The sequence below is a fragment of the Maribacter luteocoastalis genome, assembly GCF_048890225.1.
GTDB classification, from domain to species: Bacteria; Bacteroidota; Bacteroidia; order Flavobacteriales; family Flavobacteriaceae; genus Maribacter; species Maribacter luteocoastalis.
The window spans coordinates 394,305-418,242 of record NZ_JBMFZG010000002.1; the positions used below are offsets into that span (position 1 = coordinate 394,305).

Consider the following 23,938-nt stretch of genomic DNA (forward strand, 5'->3'; position numbering starts at 1 on the left):
TTATATTTGCACTCAAATATTTAACACTAGTAAAAAATGACTTTAAATTTTGTTAAGGAATTGGAATGGAGGGGAATGTTACACGATGCCATGCCTGGAACCGAAGAATATCTAATGGACGGGATGCAATCTGCCTATGTTGGTATTGATCCTACTGCAGATTCCTTACATATTGGTCATTTAGTAGGGGTTATGATGCTCCGTCATTTTCAATTGGCAGGCCATAAACCGTATGCGTTAATAGGAGGGGCAACAGGCATGATTGGTGATCCATCGGGTAAATCCGCAGAACGTAATTTATTGGATGAACAAACCTTAAGATATAATCAAGAGGCTTTAAAAGAGCAGCTTTCTAGATTTTTAGATTTTAAAAGTGACGCTAGCAATGCTGCTGTTTTAGTAAATAATTATGATTGGATGAAAGATTTTTCATTCTTAGCGTTTATTCGTGATGTAGGTAAGCACATTACAGTTAACTACATGATGTCCAAAGATTCCGTAAAGAAGCGACTTTCAGCCGAGGCTAAGGAAGGTATGTCCTTTACAGAGTTTACATACCAGTTGGTTCAAGGATATGATTTTTTACATCTGTTTAGGACATATAACTGTACCCTTCAAATGGGAGGTAGTGATCAATGGGGAAATATTACTACTGGAACAGAGCTAATTAGAAGAATTGCAGGTGGAAAGGGATATGCGCTAACATGTCCATTAATCACCAAGGCCGATGGCACTAAATTTGGCAAGACAGAAAGTGGTAATGTTTGGTTGGATGCCAATAGAACGTCACCCTATAAATTTTATCAATATTGGTTAAATACCTCAGATGCCGATGCAGAAAAATATATTAAGATCTTCACTTTTTTGACCAAGGATGAAATTGAAAAATTAATTTCGGAACATAATGAAGCGCCACATATAAGGTTACTCCAAAAAACCTTGGCAGAAGAAATAACCATAATGGTGCATAGTCAAGAAGATTTGGACAATGCGGTAAAAGCGAGTGGTATTTTATTTGGGAAATCAACATCTGAAGATTTAAAGGGCTTAAATGAAAAGACCTTTTTAGATATATTTGAAGGTGTTCCTCAGGCAGAAGTGTCCATGGATTCTATACATGACGGACTGGATATGATTGCGGCACTTTCTGCCCAAACCGGTTTTTTAAATTCCAATGGCGAAGCACGTAGGGAATTAAAACAGAATTCCATTTCCGTTAATAAAGAAAAGGTAAAAGAGGGCTTTGTCATAACCAAAAACGATTTGATAAATAACAAGTTTGTGCTATTACAAAGAGGAAAGAAGAATTATTTTGTAATAACCGTAAAAAATTAGATGACCTTTGGCGGTTATATAATGTATAGCTAAACGAAAAAAGTAATGAAAAAAATCTTTCTGCTTTTAACTTCATTATTTTTTGTTGCTTGTGCTTCTGACAATGATCGCGTTATATATGACAGTGGGTTGGAAGGTGAATGGGTACTGACCAATGTTAGCTGTTTTTGTGCTTTTGACCCTGAAATCAATTTTTCTGAAACTCATATTATTTTTGATGTCAATGCCGGCACAGTAACTGTTATTAATGCCGGGGACTATCAATTCTTTAAAGAAAACGGAGTTTACTATTATGGGGGAGAAGGAAATACCCTTGGCTTTCCCGACAATACCGTTTATCAATTCAGTATTAACGGAAACAAACTATCACTTATTTATCTGGACAATCCAAATATCGCAGATGATGAGGTGTCATATAATTTTGTCAGGTTATAGATATTCATCTATTTAGGTCCAACGATGCATTAAAAAATACCAAGTTCACCTTTGATGTTCTTGGGTTGCATTGTGTGTAAAAGACTAAAGTGCCATAAGATTGCAACCGCGAATGTCAGAATGGTCAAACCTACCAAGTATTTCAAAACTTCCTTTGGCATAGCTTTTACCTAAATCTTGTGTGGCAATAAAGGAACAAGAATTTCTATTTGCCAGATCTATCACGTTTATTCCTCCAGTTTTTCCTGTACTTTGGTATGATAAGGGGTCTTCGGTATCCCTTATTAAAATATGCATCCACGGAGGGCAGTTAAAAAGGCTGTCGCCTTTCGAATACGCTTGTGAGAGCAATTCCGTCATTCCATATTCAGAATGGATTTTGTCCACTCCAAACCCTTTTATTAGCATTTCATGGAGTTCTTGTCGAATAAGTTCTTTTCGTCTTCCTTTCATTCCCCCAGTTTCCATCACAATGGTATTTTTTAATTGAAACTGATATTTCTCCACAAAATCCAATAAAGCAAAGGAAACACCGATCAGTAGGGTTTTTTGGCCTGTAGCTTCAAGCTCATCCAAATGTTGGGATAAAAGTTCAAAATCGTTAAGAAAAAAACCACTTTTTGGGTGCTGGGATTTTTTAATAAGATCATTGACCATATATATCAAGGAAGAGCCTTCACGCTCTAAATAGGAGGGTAAAAGCGCTAAAATGCAATACTCCTTAGGTGAGCCGTAAAATGCTTTAAAACCTTTTAAATAACTGTCTGTATATAAAGAAATATCGGTAACATAATGTTTGCTTGTTACAGAGCCTGTAGTTCCGCTACTGGTAAAAATTGTTTTAGGGTCGTTCGAAGTACTAAGAATTATTTTTTCCTTGAAAAATTGGATGGGAAGAAATGGTATTTGTGCTAGTGTGGTCACTGAATTTGGACTAACATTTAGGAAGTCACAGAAAGATTTATAAACGCTGTTATTTTTATTTTGAAACCGAAAAGTTTCCAGTGCATGTGTTATGAAACTTTCTTCTGAATCAATTTTAAAAATGTCCGTAGTATTCATTTTCCTTAACCTTATGACAAAGGTAAAGAACCCAAAGAAATGAATGGTATATTATTAATGGTTAAAGAGGTAAACCAGAGAGGCCTTTACTTTATTACCAATTTCCGATTTATAGAATTTTCGTTTTCTATTACCTGTACAACGTAAACCCCAGGAGAAAGACGTGAAATGTCCAATGTTTTGTTTGTTATTCTATCGGTCAGTACCAATTCACCAAAAACATCGAAAATTTTAATTTTTTTGATGTCGTTTTTTTCAGTGGTTACGTATACCATATCCGCCGTAGCAGGATTGGGATATAATTTAAAACCAGGAATTTCATCATTTTTAGAATTTCTGAAGTCAATAGGTTCCTGGGCGTACATGCCTATGGTAAATCCTAAAAGCAGGATAAAGTAGATTTTTTTCATTTGAAATTGATTTGGGATCAACAAGCTAAAGGTATAAAGAAGCCATTAAGGGTAATTAAAAATGTTGTGAAGCATAAGATTATGTAGGTCAACAGATTACGGCTGGTAATTCATCGGATTTTTTGACCGATAACCGAATGTTAAATGAAGGCAATGGAGGTGTTGGCCTTACTTAATGATTAGTTTTCGGGTAGCCATTTTATCTTTTTCAAAGACACGTAAAACATATACACCCGCGTCCAAATCATTCAATCCAAGTTCTTTGCCTAAAATAGTAGTTTTCAAAACTAATGTTCCCAAAACATCGTAAATCATGATTTCCTTAGGGCCATTTTGTGACGTGGAGATATAAACTTTACTATTTGTAACAGGGTTGGGGTACATTCTAAAACCGTCAATATCCCCATTGTTTTGGGAACTTTGCCCATAACTATAGGAAATAAACAAGAATGTTACAATTAGGTAAAGGTGCTTCATATATAGCTGGTTACAAATGCTATGCCACAAATATAGGAATTATAGAAGCTGAAAGTCAATAGGATAGCTTAGAATCTTTTAACTTTTCGATGAAATGTAAAAAAGCCCGCGACAAGCGGGCTTTTTCTTATTTTAAATAGAATTTCTTAATTAATACCAGTAGTCCAACCAGCGGCCCAATCAGGCTCGCCAGCACCGTTACCAGCACCGGTATTATCGCCAACTACGATAAATGCTTGGTTGGCACCTGTATAATCTGTTTGTACAAAACCTACAGCAGGAGCATCAAATTGTATTGGATCAATAGATAAGGCATTGGCTTCTATTCTTGCAGCAGCAGCAGTATCCGTATCCTTAACTTTTACCCCTAAGTCAACACCAGAAGTGTAAAAGTTAACTACCGTAAAGTTCCCGCCTCCTTCTTTAAAGTAAAGGGCACCTTCGGTTACTGGACCAACTACAGTGATATTGGTCAAAGTTGTAGTGGTAACAGGAGTAGCATTTCCGTTATCCCCATTGTTAGAACCTTCGATACCAGCTTTGGCACCATCAGCGATGTACCAGTCTGTACCGTTACCGGTCCAACCATCGGCAAAGTCAATAGAATCGTCACCACTTCCTATGGATACCAAGTGGTTGCCACTAACGGCACCACCAAAGAACTCTATACCGTCATCACCGCCATTGTAGGACTGTACATAGTCAAAAGTTGTTCCAGATCCAACACCGAAAAGGGAAACGCCGTTGAACTCCTTATCGTTAGAGAAGGTAGCACCTGTATATTCAACACGTAGGTAGGTAATAGAACCAGAATCATCTGCTGCATTAGTACCACCATAGGTAAGGTCACCAACCTCAGTAGTGATGTCCGTTCCTTTATTGGTAGGGGCATCACCAGCTATCACTAGACCACCCCAGTCACCGGCTGCGGGAGTAGCACTAGAAGAAGTCATTACAACAGGAGCAGAAGAAGTGCCATTAATGAATATTTGTGCACCTCTTTCCACACCGATAAAAGCAGCAGTACCACCAGCGGCTTTTATTGTAGTTCCAGCAGGGATAGTTAAAGAACCACCTGCTTTAACAACAAGACCACTTGTAAGGAAATATTCAACAGAAGCAGATAGAGAAATATCAGTAGTAATTTCACCGGCTAAATTTTCACTTGTAATTGAAATACTATTGCTTAGACCAGTGGTCCAACCGGCTGCCCAGTCAGGAGCACTAGCTCCATTACCCGCGCCAGTTGCAATTCCTTCTGTATAGAAATCAGTATTTGTTCCGGCATAATCGGTAGCAACAAAACCTTCTGGGGCATTTGTAAATTGAATGTTCGTGATCACAAGGGCATCGGCATCAATTCTAGCATTGGCCTCAGTATCGGTATCCTTAACTTTTATTCCTAAATCAACGCCAGAAGTGTAGAAGTTATTTATTGTAAAGTTCCCGCCACCTTCTTTAAAGTAAAGGGCACCTTCGGTTACTGGACCAACTACAGTGATATTGGTCAAAGTTGTAGTGGTAACAGGAGTAGCATTTCCGTTATCCCCATTGTTAGAACCTTCGATACCAGCTTTGGCACCATCAGCGATGTACCAGTCTGTACCGTTACCGGTCCAACCATCGGCAAAGTCAATAGAATCGTCACCACTTCCTATGGATACCAAGTGGTTGCCACTAACGGCACCACCAAAGAACTCTATACCGTCATCACCACCATTGTAGGACTGTACATAGTCAAAAGTTGTTCCAGATCCAACACCGAAAAGGGAAACACCGTTGAACTCCTTATCGTTAGAGAAGGTAGCACCTGTATATTCAACACGTAGGTAGGTAATAGAACCAGAATCATCTGCTGCATTAGTACCACCATAGGTAAGGTCACCAACCTCAGTAGTGATGTCCGTTCCTTTGTTGGTAGGGGCATCACCGGCTATCACTAGACCACCCCAGTCACCGGCTGCAGGAGAAGCAGCTCCTGAAGTCATAACTACGGGTGCAGCGGCCGTACCATTAATGAATATTTGTGCACCTCTTTCCACACCGATAAAAGCAGCAGTACCACCAGCGGCTTCAATAACTGTTCCCGCAGGAATGGTCAAGGAAGCTCCAGATTTTACTACATATGCGCCAGTTAAATTATACGCAACAGAGGCGTCTAAAGTAACATCCTCGGTAACATCGCCGGTTAAGTCAACAGAAGTAGGTTCCTCAACACAGGCGGTACATGAAGATCCACCACAATCAACTCCGGTTTCATCCCCGTTTTGTATTCCGTCTGAACAAGTTGCTGTTGGGATTACGGTACCATCATCTTTACCACAACTAACCACAAATGCTGTCGCGGAAAAGGCTAACATTAATCTAAAAATTTTCTTTTTCATAGCGTTAATTTTTAAAATGTTTTAATAGGTTTATTGATTAAAATTTATATGCAAACGATAATTTTAAATCCAGACCTTTTTTGTAGGTCAAAATATCCACTTCTTGTTCTAATACACCTCTTTCGATAAAAATGGGGTCTATATTGCCAATAGCATTATCTTGGTATCTGGTTACCGTAGGATTTAATAAGTTCTTGGCGTTCAAGCCTATACTGATATGGTCGTTTACTTGAAAGGAGCTAATGAAATCTAAGGTAGAAACACCTTTGTCTACCAAGTTTCCCCTACCTTCAGATCCAAGTGCAAATATTCTATCTGAGAAATAGTTGTATGCCAATGTTGTTTGGATATTGGAATTTTCCTTAATATCAAAATTGTAAGTGATATCACCGTTGGCAATAAAATCAGAAGCACCACTTAATCCAGTTTCGGTAAATGTTGGTCTAACTGTAAAGGTGGTCTCTTCGGCAATTTTAGTTGGATCTAGTTTCTGATTTGTGTTTAAGTATGAGAAATTAGCACCAAAACTCATTCCTTTTTTAAGGATAGTATTTGGCATCTCTTTTTCGGTTTCAAAAAGTTGTTTTCTTATTTCCAACTCTGCTCCTAAAGCAATAGCATTGTCACCTGTATTTGCCCAACTTACATCGTTGGCAGCAGAGGCTACGGTAATCTTGTTGATTGGATCTAAGATATACCTGCCAAAAGCCGTCAAGGAAACAACCTCACTAGCTGTCGGGAAAAACTCCCAGCGAACATCGGCATTATAGTTTACAGAATTTTGAAGGTTAGGATTACCAAAAGTATCTTGGTTTACTTCCTCTTGGAACAAGAAAGGAGCTCTTTCCTTAAATTGTGGCAACGTATAGGTTTTACTGCCCGCGAAACGCAGGTTAGCTTTTTCAGTTACCTCATATTTTAAGGATAGTGATGGTAAAACTTCAAATGTACTTAAGCTGTTATCGCCTTCACCTTGTATTACCGTGCTCCAGTTGATACTCTGTGTAATGTTTTCACCCCTTACACCAGCGAGCATGGTAAATTTTGGATTTAACTTATAGGAAAGTGAAACGTATCCTGCATTAACCTCTTGATTTCCTGTGTAATATTGGGGTATTAAAGCACCGCCGAAACCTGCATTTCCCCTAAAGGTCTCTATGCTATATAATCCGGCATTTAAATTCTCTTGGTTAAAGTAGCCATCAATATTTCTAATATCATTGATTAAAGGTTGATTAATGCCACTGCCCCTTCTAATTCTGAAGTTATATTGTGTCGCATAAAATTCAACATCTTTAAATCTACCGCTATAACCCAAGGTTAATTTTCCATCAAAACCATCATCTTCGTTGACCTTAAAGTTATAGGAAAGAGAAGCATTGGCAGCCAATTCATTCTCGTCAAGATCTTGAAAATACCTGTGGTTGTCAGACGCAGCGGAGACAAATTCGAATGATTTAGCGCTTTCTGGAACACCATTTATAGAGGGGACCAATGTGTTTTGCCTTCTATTGGGAACTTTATTAATAAGCATATTGTATGAAACACCCCAGTCTGCCTCTACCTGATCTCCTAATTTGTGATTTCCAAGTAATTGGTTTACAATTAAAATGTTTCTTTCGAAAGTAGCTCTTTGAATAAATCCACCACCATCGGCAGCGTCATCTTCACGGTCAATAATACCGGTAAACTCGTCCTGTCTTTGCGTGGTTGTATTTAAATAAAGTGTATTATACTTTAAACTGTGTTTTTCACTGATTAGGCCTATATTGGCCATGGCGGTGGTATTCGTATTGTATTTAAAACCAATATAATCGTACTCAGAGTTAGCTAGTGCTGTACCTATGTTAACACCGCCTCGGTTAATACCCTCGCGATATTCATAACCATTACTAAAAGACCCAACACCAAAGAAATTTAATTTGGCTTTCTCCCCAATGTTAAACGTTTTTCCAATCTTTAACGATCCACCAATATTAGTAGGGGAGTTTACTTCTGAGCGGTCCCAGCTAGTTGTGAAATTATAATTGTTTAATGGAAAAGCTGGAGCGTTGATATCATAGAATCCAGAATAAGTAGGGCCATCATTAAGATAAAATTGCTCACCTACAACCAATGTATTTACACCAGAGGATAAGGATACCTCTAAAAGACCGCTACCGGAATAGTTTCTTGATAAAATATCAATATTGGCACCGGCAAAATCTCCATAATTCTGTACGTTGAATGTTTTGTCAATACCAATAGATTCAACGATACTTGTGCCAAAAATACCTAAATCTATATTTTTCTTTGAAGGGTCGTTAGACGGTAATGGTAGTCCATTTAATGTGGTCACATTATATCTGTCACCCAATCCTCTTACATATACATCGCCTGATCCTTCTTGTTTAGAAACACCGGTTACCTTGCTAACCGCAGTGGCCACATCACCAACCCCTTTTCTGGTCAATTCTTCAGCACCAATAGTGGTCTTTATCTCTACAGCTCTTTTTTGGTCTAACAACAAAGCAACTTCTGAGTCTTTCCTTGCTACTGTTGTTACTACTACCTCGTCTAGAGAAACCCCTTCTGATGCACTCATGGGTACATTAATAGTGGTTACTTTGCCAGCTTCAATAGTTACATTGGGTATTTCCACTGTTTCGTAGCCTAAGTAACTTATAACTACAACGTATGTTCCCGGTTCTAAATTTCCAATTTCATATAGTCCGTCAAAATCTGAAGTTGCCCCTTTTGTTGTACCTTTAATAAGTACGTTTGCAAATGCCAATGGCTCGTCGTTATATTCTTTGTCGGTAAGCTTTCCAACAATGCTACCAGTCTCTTGGGCAGATAGATATACTGTGCACGATAAAAATAAAATAGTTACTAAATTCTTCATTAATTACAATTGTTCTAATCAGCGGCAAAGAACGTTAGGAGGTGTAAAAGTCGAGTTATGGCTATGTTAAATGTATATTGCAATAAGGTTAGTTAAACGTTACTATATTAAATCAATGTTAAGCGACTCTGTGTTAATGGTATTATCTTTATTTTTGACAAAACAACCTCACTGAATTACCATGAAAAAGAAGGATATTAAGATACTACTTGTAGACGATGAGCCTGATATATTGGAGATTGTAGGTTATAATCTGTCTGCAGAAGGTTATGATGTTTACACGGCCAAGAATGGTGCAGAAGGAGTTGCCAAGGCCAAGAAGAAACTTCCACATTTAATTATTTTAGATGTTATGATGCCTGAAATGGATGGTATTGAAGCCTGTGAAATAATCCGAAGAACGCCCGGTTTGGAAAATACTATCATTACCTTTTTAACAGCTCGTGGAGAGGATTATTCCCAAGTTGCGGGTTTTGATGCTGGTGCAGACGATTATATTACCAAGCCTATTAAACCTAAAGTTTTAGTAAGCAAGGTAAATGCATTGCTTCGTAGAATTAAACAAGAAGATAGCTCCCATAACGATATCACCAAAGTCGGTGATATTGTAATCAATAGGGAAGAGTACAAAATTGTTAAGAAGGGAAAGGAAATAATATTGCCAAGAAAAGAGTTTGAATTACTTGCTCTTTTAACCTCTAAGCCTAGTAAAGTTTTTAAACGGGAAGCAATATTGGACCAAGTCTGGGGTAATGAGGTAGTTGTTGGTGGCCGTACCATAGACGTGCATATTCGTAAGTTAAGGGAAAAAATAGGGGAGGATCATTTTAAAACAGTTAAAGGAGTAGGATATAAGTTTGTGCTGTAATGGCTGTAAAATCTAAAAAATCCTATAGGTTTGCCTTTCGTTCGGCATTTTACATAACGCTGTTCACTGCAATAATTTTAGCCTTTTTGTTATGGCAGTTTAATTTAATAAACTGGCCACTAATGATTTTACAGTCAGTTTTGGTATTTGGTGTCTCATTTATCTTTCTTCAATTTCGGATAGAGAAATTCATCTATAAACGTATCAAAAAAATATACGATGATGTAGCACTGTTAGAATCCAGTTCACTAAAGTCAGACGCAATTACTACAGATATGCGTACCCTAACGGCAGAAATAGAAAAGTTTGCCAAGGATAAGAAAATTGAGATCGACACTCTTAAGATTCGAGAGGAATACAGAAAGGACTTTTTAGGAAATGTATCCCACGAGCTTAAAACACCTTTATTTACTGTGCAAGGGTATTTAGAAACATTGTTGGATGGTGCTATGGATGACAAGAATATTCGAAAAAAGTATCTCATAAGGGCCAATAAGGCAGTTGATAGGCTTATTTACATTGTAAAGGATTTGGATTTGATTACCAAACTAGAAGTAGGTGATCTACGGTTACAAAAAGAGCACTTTAATATTATAGAATTGATACAAAGTGTTTTTGACCTATTGGAAATGAAGGCGGCCAAAAAGAACATAGTGTTAACTTTTGATATGTTTTATAAAGATCCTATAATGGTATATGCCGATAAGGAAAAAATACAGCAAGTTTTAACGAACTTATTGGTAAATTCAATTAAATATGGCAATGAAAATGGCACTACAGAGGTAAGTGTTGAAAACTTGGTAAAGAATAAGGTCATTGTTAGGGTCACCGATAATGGCGAGGGTATTCCACAAAGTCATATTCCGCGTCTATTTGAGCGGTTTTACAGGGTAGATCAAAGCGGTAGTAGAAAAGAAGGGGGTTCTGGTTTAGGATTGGCAATTGTTAAACATGTGATAGAAGCACATAAGGAGAAAATTTATGTAGAAAGCTCTTTGGGTGTTGGTTCAGAATTCTCATTTACCTTAGAGAAAAGTCCAAAAGAAATTAAGGAGAAACAGTAAGGGACACCCTATCTAATTTTCTTAGCTTTGCCAATATTTTATTATTGTGGGAAGCAAGAACAAGCTTAAAAGATTTAAGGAAAACGAGACATTTAAAAATGTCATACAACCAACTAGGGAAGAAGTTCAAGAAGGCTTTAAACATAAGGGTCTTTGGAAATCGTATTTTGGAAATGACAATCCTATTATAGTTGAACTGGGTTGTGGTAAAGGCGAGTATACCATTGGACTCGCACGCAAAGAACAGAACAAAAATTTTATTGGGATCGATATAAAAGGTGCCAGATTTTGGAAAGGAGCTAAAACAGCCCTAGAAGAAGGTCTAGACAATGTTGCCTTTTTGCGCACCCAAATAGAATTGGTGGATATGATTTTTGGGGCCAATGAAGTTTCCGAAATATGGATTACTTTTCCAGACCCACAAATAAAATACAAGAGAACAAAACACCGTATGACCAACAAAGTGTTTTTAGAGAAGTACAAAGCCGTTTTAGAACCAAAAGGTGTAGTAAACTTAAAAACGGATAGTGAGTTCATGCACGGGTATACTCTGGGCCTTTTACAAGGTTTGGGTTTAGAGGTGCTATACGCTAACCATGACGTTTATAAGAATGAAGGCAGTCCTGATGAGGTATTGGACATTCAAACTTTCTACGAAAATCAGTATCTTGAAAAAGGCAAACCAATTACCTACATTCAATTTAGGGTGAACTAACCAAATGGAACACTTGCTTATACTTTTTTTTGCAACTTTTTCGGCTGCATTTATGGCAACGGTTCCACCGGGCCTTTTAAATATGAACGCTGCAAAGACCAGTGTAGAAAAGGATAAATTAAATGGTGTGATATTTAGCCTTGGCGTTTCTACCATGATTATGTTACAGGCTACTGTGGCTGTATTTATTTCAAAGTTTTTAGATAGAAATCCAGATGTTGTTTCTGTTTTGTTAAAGATTGCTTTAGTGGTATTCGCAGTACTGGCAGTCTACTTTTTTTTAGCTGCCCGTAGCAATAGGAAAAAGGAAATACAAGCCATTAAGATCAGCAAGAGAAACAGTTATTTTAAAGGTGTTTTTTTGGCAGGTATAAATCTATTGACTATCCCATATTATAGTGGACTTAATATTATGTGGAATGCTTCTGGTTGGATAAAATTTATGGTTTGGGATATCATAATTTTTGTCTTGGCCGCTGGGTTAGGCACCTTTTCCGTTCTTTATCTTTATGTTTTCTATTTTAATAAATTGGAACATAAAACCGATAGTTTTGCAAAAAATGCAAACTATATTTTATCGGCTTTAATGCTTGTTTTATTACTGATAACCATTGCAAGGGTCTATAACAATTAAAATGCAGGACAATCAAAATTTTTTTCAAAAAGTGTATGAAGTAGCTAGGCAAATTCCTTATGGTAGAGTAACTTCCTATGGGTCTATTGCCAAGTATTTAGGTGCTGCAAGAAGTGCTAGAATGGTTGGTTGGGCCATGAATGCTTCACATAACATGGAATACATACCGGCGCATAGGGTCGTAAACAAAGCGGGTTTGTTAACAGGGAAACATCATTTTGAGGGCACTAATTTGATGCAGCAATTGTTGGAAAGTGAAGGTGTAAAAGTAATCGATAATCAAATTCAGAATCTTGAATCCCATTTTTGGGACCCTTTTAAGGAATTGGAAACAGATGGTTGAAATTATTCAAAAGTTAAGGTGAAGGTGGTGTTTCCATTAGAAATTACCCTAATTGAACCTCCATGTAGCCGCATAATTTGTTTGCTAAGGCTTAATCCAATTCCCGTACCTGTATTCTTGGTGGTGAAAAAGGGAACAAAAATCTCGTCCAGAAGTTCTGGCGGTATACCGGGACCGTTATCCTTCACGCTAATAAATTTTTTACCCTGCATATCAATGCCAGAATGTATAATAATGAGACCGTTGGTTTGACCTGTAATGGCTTGTTGTGCATTCTTGCCTAAATTGAGCAATATTTGGGTCATTTGTTTTTCGTCTATATAAAGTTCTAAATTCTCCGGTTCACAATATATTTCGAATTGTATATTATGGGTATTGGTGTACTCCTGTAAAAGTAATTTTACTTTTTCAAGAATTTTTTTTGCTGGAATTAACTCCCTGTCTGGCTCGGGCACACTTAAAAATGTACGATAAGACTGTACAAAACTCATAAGGTCATTTCCTTGCTCTTTTATCACTTCTAAACCTTTCGCAGTATTCTTAATCTGTAGTTCCCCAAACGCTTCTGGGGTAGCTAATTCATTTCCTTTTTTGTAGTATTTTAAAATGGATTCTGATATTGAGGTTATTGGGGTTATCGAGTTCATAATTTCATGGGTCAAAACCCTAATCAATTTTACCCAAGAATCGGTTTCCTTGTCATCCAATTCCTTTTGTATATCATGTACTATTACAAGCAATAATTTATTTTCCTCAATGGTTATAGGGGTACATTTTAAGGTAAGTTCTCTTTTTCCACGTTCATTGCCTAGGGAATATATAGTATTTTCAAAAGGTTCTAACGTTTCAAACAGTTCATATAGGTTTTGATCTATTAGTCTTAATTGTTTTATGTGATTTAAAGGTCTGTAGTTTAGAAGATTTTGTACAGTTGGATTTGCATACAGTATATGCCCTTTAGCATTGATTGTGAAAATACCAATATCGGCCTGTCTTAATATTTCTTGATAATATTGCTCCTGTGCTTGTTTTTTTAAATGAATATCCTGAATCATGGAATTTAACATATTCAAACTGTGATTAAGTTCCTCTAAGGATTTTACACTGAGTTTCTCAGGGAATCGTAAAGTAAAATCCTCATTCTTTATGGCATCAAAAAAATAAGCGATTTTTCTATTGGTCTGGTTTACATAATAAACCAGGCCATAGGTTTGTCCTATAAAAATTATGCATACTACTCCAAATAGTAAATAGTTTTGATTAAAGTAAAGATAGGCTACCAATAATGCAGAAACCACAATAAAGATTATTCTAAAAATCAGTTGGTAGTATATGCTTTTGCTGACCATTATTTACCTGATTTTTTTAGTTTGTTATAAAGGGTTTGTCTAGAGATACCTAGTTGTTCCGCTGCTGCACTATAATTACCTTCATGCTCATTTAAAGCCTTGTTTATCATTGCCAACTCCATTTCTTCCAAGGTTCTTGGTCCATTTTCGATAGATATTTTGGTTTGGGACTCCAATAAGAAGTCGTTCGGTTTAAGGACATTGCCATCACTTAAGATTACAGCCCTTTCCATGGTATGTAGCAATTCCCTAACATTTCCGGGCCAGGAGTACGCAAGCAATTTTTCTTGTGCCGATTGATTTATTTTCAGTCCCGGCTTTCCATATTTGTTTATGAACTTGTTTAAAAAAAATTCGGCCAAAACTAGAATATCATTTTCTCTTTCCCGTAAAGGGGGAACCTCCACACGGATTGTATTTATACGGTACAAAAGATCTTCTCTAAAAAGCCCTTCGGATACCATTTTATCAAGGTTGCAGTTAGTGGCACAGAGTAACCTTATGTCTATAGGAATGGGTTTGTTTGAACCTACCCTAACTATGACCCTATTTTGAATGGCGGATAAAAGTTTAGCCTGCATCTGTAATGAAAGGTTGCCTATTTCATCTAAAAACAAGGTGCCTCCATTAGCGGCTTCAAACTTTCCCGCTCTATCTTCCTTTGCATCGGTAAAGGAACCTTTTACATGCCCAAACAGTTCGCTTTCAAACAAATTTTCTGAAATAGACCCCATGTCTACAGAAATAAAAACTTCTTGACTTCTGGCCGATAGTTTATGTAGCTCACGGGCAATCAATTCTTTCCCAGTTCCATTTTCACCGGTAACCAGAACATTCACGTCTGTTTTTGCCACTTTTTGAACTAAGCTCAGGACCGAGTTCAAAGCCTTGGAATTGCCAATGATATAATTGGAGTTTTGATTGATAACCTTTTTTAAGTTGCTTTCCTTTTCTCTTAACTGAATAACCTCTTTTTGTGTCTTTCTAAGCTCATAGGCAGATTTTACCGTAGTTAATAGACGTTCATTGTTCCAAGGTTTTAATATGAAATCGGACGCACCTTCCTTTAGGGCTTCCACGGCCAAATTAATGGCTCCGTAGGCGGTCATCATGATAACGGAAATATGCGGTGCTTTTTTCTTTATTTCCCTAAGCCAATAAAGGCCTTCATTTCCGGAATTTACCCCAGCAGAAAAATTCATGTCCAAAAGGATGATGTCTATAGTTTCCAAATTTGGGAAAGAGGAAATTTGATTGGGGTTAGAGATGCTCTGAATATTTTTGTATTCAAACTGTAATAAAATCTCCAAAGCGCTCAACACACTTTTGTTATCATCAATCACCAAAATTTTTGCATCTATCATGAGACCAAATAATTGTTGCTTTATTGGTTTAAAGCTACAAATTGAAAATCTTATAATTCGTATAGTGTCAAAATTTTATACATTATCTGTATAACTATTTTACAGTTGTCTTATTTTTTAAATTTAATATTTAATATAAAATATTGATAATCAATTAATTAAATTTATGGCATGTTAATAGTAATTAGTTTGGCATAGCAATTTAGAATATGATCAAAAAAATAAAAATATCTATCTTTTTCATTCTTGTTTTAGGCACAGGACTAAGGGCCCAAGACAAATGGACTTTGGATGAATGTGTAGCTTACGCTTTAGAAAATAATTTACAGCTTAATGATTTTAAGTATACCAACCAATCAAATAAGGAAACCTACTCCCAATCAATAAGAAACTTATTGCCTTCTGTAAATGCATCGTCAAGCTATATCATTAATTTTGGTAGGGCAGAAGACCCCAATACGGGTACTTTTATAACACAAGATTTTTTTTCCAATAACTATTCCTTAGAATCATCTATAGATCTGTTTCAAGGTTTTCAGAAAATGAATGCTATAAAAGCATCAAAGTTTTTATATAAGGCAACAAAGGAAGAATTGTTGCAACAGAAATTTATATTGGCATTCAATGTAATGCAAGCCTTTTATGATATTCAATTTTTTAAAGGATTGGTAGCCATATCCAATGAGCAATTAGCTGTGTCTCAATCCAATTATGACCTAGTAAAAAAGCAGATAGAGCTTGGGTTAAAAGCTGGTGCCGATCTTTATGAAGCTGAATCCATATTGTTAACAGATGAATTAAGCCTAACACAGAGTAAAAATCAATTGGCCACTGCCAAATTAGCTTTGATACAGGCCATGAGTCTTGATAATATATCAGATATCAATATTCAAGAAAGTTTGGTAAGCACCTCTGTGGATTTAGGTAAAGAGGAAATTAAATCGGACACCATCTACAATACCGCTCGTGACTTTTTACCTTTAATTAAAGCCCAGGAACTTAGGGCAAAAGCTGCAAAGAAACAAGTAGCGGTCTCAAGAGGTAGGCTATACCCTTCTCTTTCCCTATTTGCAGGTGTTAGGACAGGCTATTTTGAAACCAGACAAGATACTTTAGGAAGTACCTTGCCTTTTAGAGAGCAATTTAGGGATAATACATCCCAATATATTGGAGTAAGTTTTAGTGTTCCAATCAGTAATGGCTGGTCTGCGAGATCAAGGGTAAAACAATCTAAAATAGAACGCTTAAGGGCAGAAAATAATCTGAAAACACAAGAACAAGTGCTATTTCAAACCATTCAACAATTGGTACAGGACCATAATTCACTTTTAGTGGAGTTGGCACAGAGCAATAAGAAAGTAGAAGCTCAAAATTTGGCATTTACCATAGCTCAAAAGCGTTATGAAAAAGGATTGATCAATGCACTGGAACTTTTTACCGCAAAGAATTTATTTGCTAGCGCACAAAACGAAAATTTACAGGTACACCTTCGTTCAGAAATAAACAAAAGCACTTTGGATTTTTATAGGGGGTTGCCAGTATTTAATATTAACTAGAAAGATTAATTAGTAAAATGGATATAAAAATAGAAAAGAAAAAAGGGTTGCGCCCTAAACATTATGGCTATATAGCTATAGGCATTTTAATAGTGTTTGTTGGCTATCAGCTTCTGTTTGCGACGTCTGTTTCAACCTTTAGGGCGGAAAAGGATAAGCTTAGTATTGCTGAGGTTAGCCAAGGCAAGTTTGATGATTATATTACCATCAATGGTAATGTAGCCCCAATAACCACAATTTATATGGATGCTTATGAAGGGGGACGGGTTACTGAAAAATTGATAGAGGAAGGAGCAACCGTAAAGAAAGGGGATATCATTTTAAAGCTGGAGAATATGAACCTTTACGAGCAAATTTTAGCTAGTGAAAGTAATCTTGCCTTAAAGCAGAATGATCTTAGATCTACCAAATTAACTTTTGACTCACGCCAAGTAGAAGGTAGGCGTTCATTGGCTACAGCAAGTACCGATTTACAGCGGTTAAAAAGAAATTATGAGCAAAATAAGGCGCTTTATGACGATGAGCTTATTTCCAAGGAAGCCTATTTGTTATCCAAAGAAAATTTTGAGCTGTCCCAAAAACAATACGACATAGTTAAATTACAGACAGAGCAGGATGATGAGCTTAGAAAAACGTCACTAACTGGTTTGGATGCAGATTTGGCAAGAATGCAAAAAACCCTAGGCATGGTGTACCAAAGGTTAGACCACTTAAATGTTAGGGCCCCTGCAGATGGCCAATTAGGTTTTTTAGACGCAGAAATAGGTCAAAATATTTCACAAGGACAGCGAATAGGACAAATAAATGTGCTTACAGATTTTAAGATAGAAGCGGCTATTGACGAGCATTATATAGACCGTGTCCAAAGAGATCTTGTTGCGGTCCTAGAAAGAAATAGAACGGATTATCCTTTAAGGTTACGGAAAGTATATCCTGAAGTGAGAAATGGGAGGTTTAGGGTAGATTTAGTTTTTACTGGTGACCGGCCAGAAACTATTAGGGCTGGTCAAAGCTATAACATTAAACTTCAGTTGGGAGAATCAAGTAATGCATTATTGTTGCCAAAAGGTAGTTTTTTCCAAAGTACCGGAGGTCAGTGGATTTTTGTTGTAGGACCAAATGGAGATGAGGCCTTAAAAAGACCTATTAGGGTAGGTAAACAGAATTCTAGATATTATGAGGTTTTGGAGGGCTTGGATTCTGGGGAACAAGTTATTACCAGTAACTATGATAGCTTTGGGGAAGCAGAGCGAATAGTGTTAAAATAAAACAGTTACTGTCACAAACGGCAGGTTAATGAAGTCATTTACTAATCAATTAATACAACGAATAAAATGATAACGATTAAAAACTTAAAAAAGAGCTTTAGAACAGAGGAGGTCGAGACTTTGGCTTTGAACAATGTAAGCCTTAACGTAGAAGATGGTGAATTTGTAGCTATTATGGGTCCGTCTGGTTGTGGGAAGTCTACATTGTTGAATATTATTGGCATGTTGGACAACCCAACTGAAGGAAGCTACAACTTTGCCGGTCATGAAGTAGGAGGGCTTAAAGAAAGTCAACGTACCCAATTAAGGAAAGGAAATCTTGGATTTGTTTTTCAAAGCTTCAACCTTATAGATGAACTTACCGTTTATGAAAATGTAGAGTTACCCCTTATCTACTTAAAAATGGGTAAAGCGGAACGTAAAGAAAAGGTAATGAAAGTATTGGAACGCATGAAAATTGCACATAGGGAAAAACATTTTCCACAGCAATTATCAGGTGGTCAACAGCAACGTGTAGCTATTTCAAGAGCTGTGGTTACCAATCCCAAACTCATACTTGCAGATGAGCCAACAGGAAACTTGGATTCTAAAAATGGTATAGAGGTCATGAACCTCTTGACGGAATTAAATCAAGAAGGAACGACAATAGTAATGGTAACGCATTCAGACAGGGATTCACATTATGCACATAGGGTAGTAAATCTGTTCGATGGGCAAATAGTAACAGAGAGTCAAAACAGGGCCATTGGCGCCATGATATAAAAGGGAGTTTATTCACTTGCCCTTAGTACGGTCATTGAGCGGAGTCGAAATGAGGACGAAGGGCCAATCAAAAAACAATCAATCCGTCCTCTAATCAAGGACAATAAAAATCATCGATCATGTTTAAGAACTATATCAAAATTGCTTGGAGGAGCTTAAAAAAACAACCCTTCTTCACTTTCCTAAATACTTTTGGACTGGCCATAGGTATGGCAGGTGCATTACTTATTTCATTGTATATATATGATGAATTGAGTTATGACACCATGTTTGCTGATGCAGATAGAATTTATAGGGTAAATGCCGATATTAAGTTTGGCGGGGATGCACGACAGTATGCGGTTACCCCAGCTCCAATGGCAGAGGCTCTTAAAAGTGATTTTTCTGAAGTTGAACTGGTCTCAAGGTTCAGGACCAGAGGTAGTGCCCTCGTAAGAAAAATGGATGCGGAAGCCAATGTTAAGGAGGAACAAACTACATACGTAGATCCCTCTTTCTTTGAAATGTTTGGTATAGAAATGTTGGCAGGAGACCCAAATACTGCCTTAAAAGACCCGAATACCATCGTGATGACTAAAACGGCAGCAGAGAAACACTTTGGGGTATCCAATGCCATTGGTCAAAACCTTGTATTGAACAATGAAGAATCTTACACTGTTACTGGTGTTATTGATGATTTGCCAAGAAATTCTTTCTTAAGGGATTATACCTTATTTGAATCTATGGAGGGCTACGATGATGCTAAGATTGTGAATTGGGGCAGTAACAACTATAATACTTTTCTTAAACTAATTCCATCGGCACAAATTGAGGATATAAAGGAACCGTTAGAAGGCTTTTTAGGAAAATATGTGGTGCCAGGAGTACAAGAATTTATGCCAGGAATTACGGAAGAACAATTTAAAGCGGCAGGTAATTATTTGGTATATAGCACTATATCCTTAGTGGACATTCATTTAAGTTCCAATTTGGTTGCAGAAATGAGTGGGAATAATGATATGCAAAGTTTATATATCCTCTCTTTTATAGCCATATTCTTAATTGTTTTGGCAAGTGTTAATTTTATGAACCTATCTACGGCCCATTCTTTAAAAAGAGCCAAAGAGGTAGGGGTAAGAAAAACCTTGGGTTCCAATAAGAGCGATTTAGTTAGGCAGTTTTTGGTTGAGTCAAGCTTAATTTCCTTTTTATCATTGGCTTTGGCCTTACTTATGGCATACATAGCGCTGCCATTTTTTAATTCGTTATCGGCAAAGGATATTTCAATTCCAATTTTAAACCCGTTCTTTTGGTTGATACTGCTCGGTTCAGTTGTACTATTGGGATTATTTTCTGGTAGCTACCCTGCCTTTTTCATGTCACGTTTTATGCCGGTAAAAGTATTGAAGGGAGGAGGTCAAAGTAGTGTTGGTGGAGGAAAAATAAGAAATACCCTAGTAATATTTCAGTTTGCAATATCTGTATTTTTAATTGTTAGTACGTTGGTGGTATACCAACAATTATCCTATATCCAAGGTAAAGACCTTGGTTTTTCAAAAGACCAAGTATTAATTGTCAATGATGTCTATACAGCGGGTAATAAGGCAAACTCATTTAAAGAACAGGTAAAGCAATTGGGATTTGTCAAGAACGCCACATTAAGTAGTTTTTTCCCAACACCATCTAGTAGAAGTGACTCTACTTTTAGTCCGGAAGAAGGGCTCACAGAACAAGAAAATGCAGTAAGTATGCAGACTTGGGGTGTTGATTATGATTATGTGGCTACCATGGATTTTGAATTTGTGGCAGGTCGGGATTTCGATAAAAATTTTGGTAATGATTCTACGGCCATTATAATAAATGAAACGGCTGCTAAAGTGATGCGGGTAAGTCCGGAAGAGGCCATAGGGAAAAGATATTCTCCGGATTTTAATTCTGATAACCCAGAGTTTTTTACTGTTATAGGAGTACTCAAAGATTTTCATTTTGCATCGTTAAAAGATGAAATAGATGCATTAAGCCTTCATTTATCAAATGGGGCCTATGCTTTGGCCGTAAAAATTGAAGCGGGAAATTTGGAAGATGCCGTAAGCGGTATTGAAGGAGTTTGGAACACCATTGTGCCAGGGGAACCCTTTAATTATTATTTTATGGATGATTCTTTCAACAATTCCTACCAGAGTGAACGTAGGTTGGGCAACATATTTGTCATTTTCACTGTGCTTTCAATTTTTATCGCCTGTTTGGGGTTGTTTGGATTAGCTGCCTTTAACGCCCAAAAAAGAACCAAGGAAATCGGAGTTAGAAAAGTATTGGGTGCTACCGTAGGCCAGATATCCTATCGTCTTACATTAGATTTCCTAAAATTAGTGGCCATTGCTATTCTAATTTCGCTGCCCATTGGTTGGTATGTAATGACCAAATGGTTAGAAGATTTTACGTATAGAATAGAAATAGGATGGTGGGTTTTTGCATTGGCCGCGTTTTTAGGTGTTGCAGTTGCCATAATCACGGTAAGCTACCAAAGTATTAAAGCTGCTATCGTAAACCCGGTGAAAAGCTTACGCACGGAATAAAAAAGAGTATTGAGCAAGGTAAATACATCAATCAAAAAAAAACAAAAATCATGTTTAAAAACTATCTAAAAATCGCTTGGCGAAACCTTTGGAAAAACAAAGGGTATTCGACAATAAATGTGGGTGGATTAGCCTTGGGAATGGCTGTGACCATAATCATTGGTCTTTGGATACATGATGAGTTGACCCACAACAATTATTTTAATAATAAAAGCAAAATTGCCCAGGTATGGCAATCTCAAACTTTTAATGGCAATGTTGGAACAGGCCCAGCTATTCCATTGCCATTGGAGCCAGCATTGCGAGATGGCTATGGGGATAATTTTAAACACTTAATGATGGCCTCGTGGACGCAGGACAGTTACCTAAAATACAAAGACAATAGTATTTCTAGGCCTGGTAATTATATGCAGTCTATGGCTCCTGAATTCCTTAACCTAGAAATTGTTAAAGGAGAGAAAGATGGTTTACGGGAAATTAATTCTATTATGCTTTCTAAATCTACAGCGGATGCACTGTTTGGAAAAGAAGACCCAATAGGTAAAACAATAAAACTTAGTAATCAATATGATTTAAGTGTTACCGCTATTTATAATGATATTCCTTTTAACAATACTTTTAATGATACAGACTACATTATTCCATGGGACAATTATGTAGCCAATAGGGATTGGATTAAAAATTCATTGGACAACTGGGGCAACAACTCCTTTCAAATGTTTGTGCAATTGGTAGATAATGCCAACATGAAAAGTGTATCGCAAACGATTAGGAATGTTAAGAAAGATTTGAATGAAGATACAGCGGAGTTTAATCCACAAATATTTCTACTTCCAATGGAGGATTGGTTCTTGCGTTCCAATTTTCAAAACGGGGAACAGGTAGGAGGCCGTATTAAATATGTTTGGCTTTTTGGAATCATAGGGGCATTCGTTTTACTTCTGGCATGTATTAACTTTATGAATTTGAGTACTGCCCGTTCGGAAAAAAGAGCAAAAGAAGTTGGAATTAGAAAATCAATTGGATCCCAAAAAGGACAGCTTATATACCAGTTTTTGAGTGAGTCTTTTCTTGTTGTGTTGTTTGCATTTTTTGTTGCATTAATTATTGTCTTTTTATCCTTGAACGGGTTTAATGAACTAGCGCGTAAAGAAATCTTATTCCCTTGGGAAAACCCTAATTTCTGGGGTATATCTATACTGTTCATACTCTTTACAGCACTTTTAGCAGGAAGTTATCCGGCACTGTATCTCTCTTCGTTTAGACCAGTTGATGTTTTAAAAGGAACTTTTAAAGCTGGCAAGTATGCCGGCCTTCCGAGAAAAATATTGGTAATACTGCAATTTACGGTTTCAGTAGCTTTTATTATTGGTACCGTAATTGTTATGCAGCAGATTAACCACGCGAAAAATCGTCCTATTGGTTATGATAGGGAAGGATTAATACAAGTACCTACGTGGTCTGCAGATTTTAATGGCAAGACAGATGTAATGCGGGAACAATTCTTAAAATCTGGAGCGGTAATAGCAATGGCAACTTCTAGCAGTCCAACTACACAAATCTGGTCCAATAGAAGTGGTTATACGTGGGAAGGTAAACCTGAAGGTTTTCAAGAAGATTTTGCATGGACAGAAGTATCCCCGGAATATGCCCAAACATTAGATTTGAAGGTTGTTCAGGGAAGGGATTTTTCTAAGGATATGGCGTCGGATTCATTAGGTATTTTAATAAATCAAACGGCCGTAAAATATATGGGGGTAGAAAACCCTGTAGGGATGGTTATTCGCGATACAGACGAGGAAGACCCCGGACCAGCTATGAAGATAATTGGCGTTGTAGAAGATATGATTGCACAATCTCCCTATGAACCGGTTAAACAAGCATGGTATGTTTATGATAGACATGGTAACTTTAGCTATTATAATTTGAGGTTGAATCCAAAGCAGAGTGCCAATCAAAATATAGCGATTATCGAAAGGGTGTTTAAGGATAATTTTCCTGCAATCCCGTTCCAGTATGATTTTGTGGATGATCAATACGCTAGAAAGTTTGCTGCCGAACAACGTATAGGAACCTTGTCGGGAATATTCACGGCTCTTGCCATTCTTATTAGCTGTTTGGGACTGTTTGGATTAACTTCCTTTGTAGCAGAGCAACGTACCAAAGAAATTGGCGTACGAAAAGTATTGGGCGCATCTGTTTTCAATGTATGGAACATGCTGTCCAAAGATTTCCTTAAACTAGTGGTTATTTCCTGTTTTATTGCAGTACCGATTGCGTATTATGTTATGAACGGTTGGTTACAGGAGTATCCTTATCGTGTGATTCTAAAATGGTGGATTTTTGCCTTGGCAATGCTCGGTGCAATGGCAGTTACGGTACTTACGGTAAGTTTTCAGGCCATTAAGGCGGCTAAACAAAACCCGGTAAAAAGTTTACGAACGGAATGAAAAAACAAGGTAGTTGGATACCA

At 37.1% G+C, this 23,938-nt stretch carries 19 protein-coding genes; 12 read left to right on the forward strand and 7 right to left on the reverse strand.

All coding sequences use genetic code 11. The features are described 5' to 3' along the window. Positions 1 to 36: 36 nt before the first annotated feature. Both tyrS and ACOCEA_RS06350 read left to right on the forward strand, forming a co-directional pair. Entirely contained in the window at positions 37 to 1,335 is a 1,299-nt protein-coding gene (gene tyrS, locus ACOCEA_RS06345) for a tyrosine--tRNA ligase (RefSeq protein WP_420755371.1), read from the forward strand. A gap of 45 nt (positions 1,336 to 1,380) precedes the next feature. Continuing rightward, a complete protein-coding gene (locus tag ACOCEA_RS06350; RefSeq protein ID WP_420755372.1) occupies positions 1,381 to 1,770 on the forward strand; it encodes a hypothetical protein in 390 nt (129 codons plus the stop codon). Positions 1,771 to 1,854: 84 nt separating this feature from the next. Here ACOCEA_RS06350 and ACOCEA_RS06355 read toward each other — a convergent pair whose 3' ends face one another. The 5 genes from ACOCEA_RS06355 to ACOCEA_RS06375 form a co-directional block, all read right to left on the reverse strand. Further along, positions 1,855 to 2,832, reverse strand: a complete 978-nt coding sequence (locus tag ACOCEA_RS06355; protein ID WP_420755373.1) for a LuxE/PaaK family acyltransferase — start codon at positions 2,830 to 2,832, stop codon at positions 1,855 to 1,857. An 86-nt stretch (positions 2,833 to 2,918) separates the two neighbouring features. Beyond that, positions 2,919 to 3,242: a T9SS type A sorting domain-containing protein gene (locus tag ACOCEA_RS06360; protein ID WP_420755374.1), complete on the reverse strand. Its 324-nt coding sequence runs from the start codon at positions 3,240 to 3,242 to the stop codon at positions 2,919 to 2,921. A 168-nt stretch (positions 3,243 to 3,410) separates the two neighbouring features. After that, on the reverse strand, positions 3,411 to 3,719 hold the full coding sequence (locus ACOCEA_RS06365; protein ID WP_420755375.1) for a T9SS type A sorting domain-containing protein: 309 nt from the start codon (positions 3,717 to 3,719) through the stop codon (positions 3,411 to 3,413). A 146-nt stretch (positions 3,720 to 3,865) separates the two neighbouring features. Further along, positions 3,866 to 6,103 (reverse strand): hypothetical protein, encoded by a 2,238-nt coding sequence (locus tag ACOCEA_RS06370; protein ID WP_420755376.1) that lies wholly within the window; start codon positions 6,101 to 6,103, stop codon positions 3,866 to 3,868. A gap of 37 nt (positions 6,104 to 6,140) precedes the next feature. Beyond that, complete coding sequence (locus ACOCEA_RS06375; protein WP_420755377.1) at positions 6,141 to 8,987, reverse strand: TonB-dependent receptor; 2,847 nt, start codon at positions 8,985 to 8,987, stop codon at positions 6,141 to 6,143. 181 nt (positions 8,988 to 9,168) lie between these two features. Here ACOCEA_RS06375 and ACOCEA_RS06380 point away from each other — a divergent pair, with 181 nt between their 5' ends. The 5 genes from ACOCEA_RS06380 (at position 9,169) to ACOCEA_RS06400 (ending at position 12,611) form a co-directional block, all read left to right on the forward strand. Further along, positions 9,169 to 9,855, forward strand: a complete 687-nt coding sequence (locus ACOCEA_RS06380; RefSeq protein WP_420755378.1) for a response regulator transcription factor — start codon at positions 9,169 to 9,171, stop codon at positions 9,853 to 9,855. 122 nt (positions 9,856 to 9,977) lie between these two features. Continuing rightward, positions 9,978 to 10,919, forward strand: a complete 942-nt coding sequence (locus tag ACOCEA_RS06385; protein WP_420755379.1) for a sensor histidine kinase — start codon at positions 9,978 to 9,980, stop codon at positions 10,917 to 10,919. A 46-nt stretch (positions 10,920 to 10,965) separates the two neighbouring features. Further along, positions 10,966 to 11,634: a tRNA (guanosine(46)-N7)-methyltransferase TrmB gene (trmB, locus tag ACOCEA_RS06390; RefSeq protein ID WP_420755380.1), complete on the forward strand. Its 669-nt coding sequence runs from the start codon at positions 10,966 to 10,968 to the stop codon at positions 11,632 to 11,634. 4 nt (positions 11,635 to 11,638) lie between these two features. Further along, the gene (locus ACOCEA_RS06395) at positions 11,639 to 12,268 is read left to right on the forward strand and encodes a LysE family transporter (RefSeq protein ID WP_420755381.1); all 630 of its coding nucleotides are present in this window, start codon (positions 11,639 to 11,641) and stop codon (positions 12,266 to 12,268) included. Position 12,269: 1 nt separating this feature from the next. After that, positions 12,270 to 12,611 (forward strand): MGMT family protein, encoded by a 342-nt coding sequence (locus tag ACOCEA_RS06400; RefSeq protein ID WP_420755382.1) that lies wholly within the window; start codon positions 12,270 to 12,272, stop codon positions 12,609 to 12,611. 2 nt (positions 12,612 to 12,613) lie between these two features. Here ACOCEA_RS06400 and ACOCEA_RS06405 read toward each other — a convergent pair whose 3' ends face one another. Next, positions 12,614 to 13,960 carry a sensor histidine kinase gene (locus tag ACOCEA_RS06405; protein WP_420755383.1) on the reverse strand — a complete coding sequence of 449 codons (1,347 nt, stop codon included), beginning with the start codon at positions 13,958 to 13,960 and terminating at the stop codon, positions 12,614 to 12,616. Further along, the gene (locus tag ACOCEA_RS06410; RefSeq protein WP_420755384.1) at positions 13,960 to 15,324 is read right to left on the reverse strand and encodes a sigma-54-dependent transcriptional regulator; all 1,365 of its coding nucleotides are present in this window, start codon (positions 15,322 to 15,324) and stop codon (positions 13,960 to 13,962) included. Before ACOCEA_RS06410 ends, ACOCEA_RS06405 begins: the two co-directional genes overlap by 1 nt. A gap of 209 nt (positions 15,325 to 15,533) precedes the next feature. Between ACOCEA_RS06410 and ACOCEA_RS06415 the strand changes: the two genes are divergently transcribed. The 5 genes from ACOCEA_RS06415 (at position 15,534) to ACOCEA_RS06435 (ending at position 23,915) form a co-directional block, all read left to right on the forward strand. Then, positions 15,534 to 16,880, forward strand: a complete 1,347-nt coding sequence (locus tag ACOCEA_RS06415) for a TolC family protein (protein ID WP_420755385.1) — start codon at positions 15,534 to 15,536, stop codon at positions 16,878 to 16,880. A 17-nt stretch (positions 16,881 to 16,897) separates the two neighbouring features. Continuing rightward, a complete protein-coding gene (locus tag ACOCEA_RS06420) occupies positions 16,898 to 18,148 on the forward strand; it encodes an efflux RND transporter periplasmic adaptor subunit (RefSeq protein WP_420755386.1) in 1,251 nt (416 codons plus the stop codon). Between the two features lie 66 nt (positions 18,149 to 18,214). After that, positions 18,215 to 18,910, forward strand: coding sequence for an ABC transporter ATP-binding protein (locus tag ACOCEA_RS06425; RefSeq protein WP_420755387.1), 696 nt, complete (start codon positions 18,215 to 18,217; stop codon positions 18,908 to 18,910). Positions 18,911 to 19,029: 119 nt separating this feature from the next. Continuing rightward, the gene (locus ACOCEA_RS06430) at positions 19,030 to 21,465 is read left to right on the forward strand and encodes an ABC transporter permease (RefSeq protein ID WP_420755388.1); all 2,436 of its coding nucleotides are present in this window, start codon (positions 19,030 to 19,032) and stop codon (positions 21,463 to 21,465) included. 50 nt (positions 21,466 to 21,515) lie between these two features. After that, positions 21,516 to 23,915: an ABC transporter permease gene (locus tag ACOCEA_RS06435; RefSeq protein ID WP_420755389.1), complete on the forward strand. Its 2,400-nt coding sequence runs from the start codon at positions 21,516 to 21,518 to the stop codon at positions 23,913 to 23,915. Positions 23,916 to 23,938 lie beyond the last annotated feature (23 nt).

Excerpts from the sequence above, each read along its gene's own strand:
- ACOCEA_RS06395 (WP_420755381.1), top strand. The coding sequence starts at position 11,639 with ATGGAACACTTGCTTATACTTTTTTTTGCAACTTTTTCGGCTGCATTT.
- ACOCEA_RS06435 (WP_420755389.1), top strand. The coding sequence starts at position 21,516 with ATGTTTAAAAACTATCTAAAAATCGCTTGGCGAAACCTTTGGAAAAAC.
- ACOCEA_RS06350 (WP_420755372.1), top strand. The coding sequence starts at position 1,381 with ATGAAAAAAATCTTTCTGCTTTTAACTTCATTATTTTTTGTTGCTTGT.
- ACOCEA_RS06380 (WP_420755378.1), top strand. The coding sequence starts at position 9,169 with ATGAAAAAGAAGGATATTAAGATACTACTTGTAGACGATGAGCCTGAT.
- ACOCEA_RS06385 (WP_420755379.1), top strand. The coding sequence starts at position 9,978 with ATGATTTTACAGTCAGTTTTGGTATTTGGTGTCTCATTTATCTTTCTT.
- ACOCEA_RS06375 (WP_420755377.1), bottom strand. The coding sequence starts at position 8,987 with ATGAAGAATTTAGTAACTATTTTATTTTTATCGTGCACAGTATATCTA.
- ACOCEA_RS06360 (WP_420755374.1), bottom strand. The coding sequence starts at position 3,242 with ATGAAAAAAATCTACTTTATCCTGCTTTTAGGATTTACCATAGGCATG.
- ACOCEA_RS06405 (WP_420755383.1), bottom strand. The coding sequence starts at position 13,960 with ATGGTCAGCAAAAGCATATACTACCAACTGATTTTTAGAATAATCTTT.
- ACOCEA_RS06370 (WP_420755376.1), bottom strand. The coding sequence starts at position 6,103 with ATGAAAAAGAAAATTTTTAGATTAATGTTAGCCTTTTCCGCGACAGCA.
- ACOCEA_RS06400 (WP_420755382.1), top strand. The coding sequence starts at position 12,270 with ATGCAGGACAATCAAAATTTTTTTCAAAAAGTGTATGAAGTAGCTAGG.
- ACOCEA_RS06425 (WP_420755387.1), top strand. The coding sequence starts at position 18,215 with ATGATAACGATTAAAAACTTAAAAAAGAGCTTTAGAACAGAGGAGGTC.
- tyrS (WP_420755371.1), top strand. The coding sequence starts at position 37 with ATGACTTTAAATTTTGTTAAGGAATTGGAATGGAGGGGAATGTTACAC.
- ACOCEA_RS06410 (WP_420755384.1), bottom strand. The coding sequence starts at position 15,324 with ATGATAGATGCAAAAATTTTGGTGATTGATGATAACAAAAGTGTGTTG.
- ACOCEA_RS06355 (WP_420755373.1), bottom strand. The coding sequence starts at position 2,832 with ATGAATACTACGGACATTTTTAAAATTGATTCAGAAGAAAGTTTCATA.
- ACOCEA_RS06430 (WP_420755388.1), top strand. The coding sequence starts at position 19,030 with ATGTTTAAGAACTATATCAAAATTGCTTGGAGGAGCTTAAAAAAACAA.
- ACOCEA_RS06365 (WP_420755375.1), bottom strand. The coding sequence starts at position 3,719 with ATGAAGCACCTTTACCTAATTGTAACATTCTTGTTTATTTCCTATAGT.
- ACOCEA_RS06420 (WP_420755386.1), top strand. The coding sequence starts at position 16,898 with ATGGATATAAAAATAGAAAAGAAAAAAGGGTTGCGCCCTAAACATTAT.
- ACOCEA_RS06415 (WP_420755385.1), top strand. The coding sequence starts at position 15,534 with ATGATCAAAAAAATAAAAATATCTATCTTTTTCATTCTTGTTTTAGGC.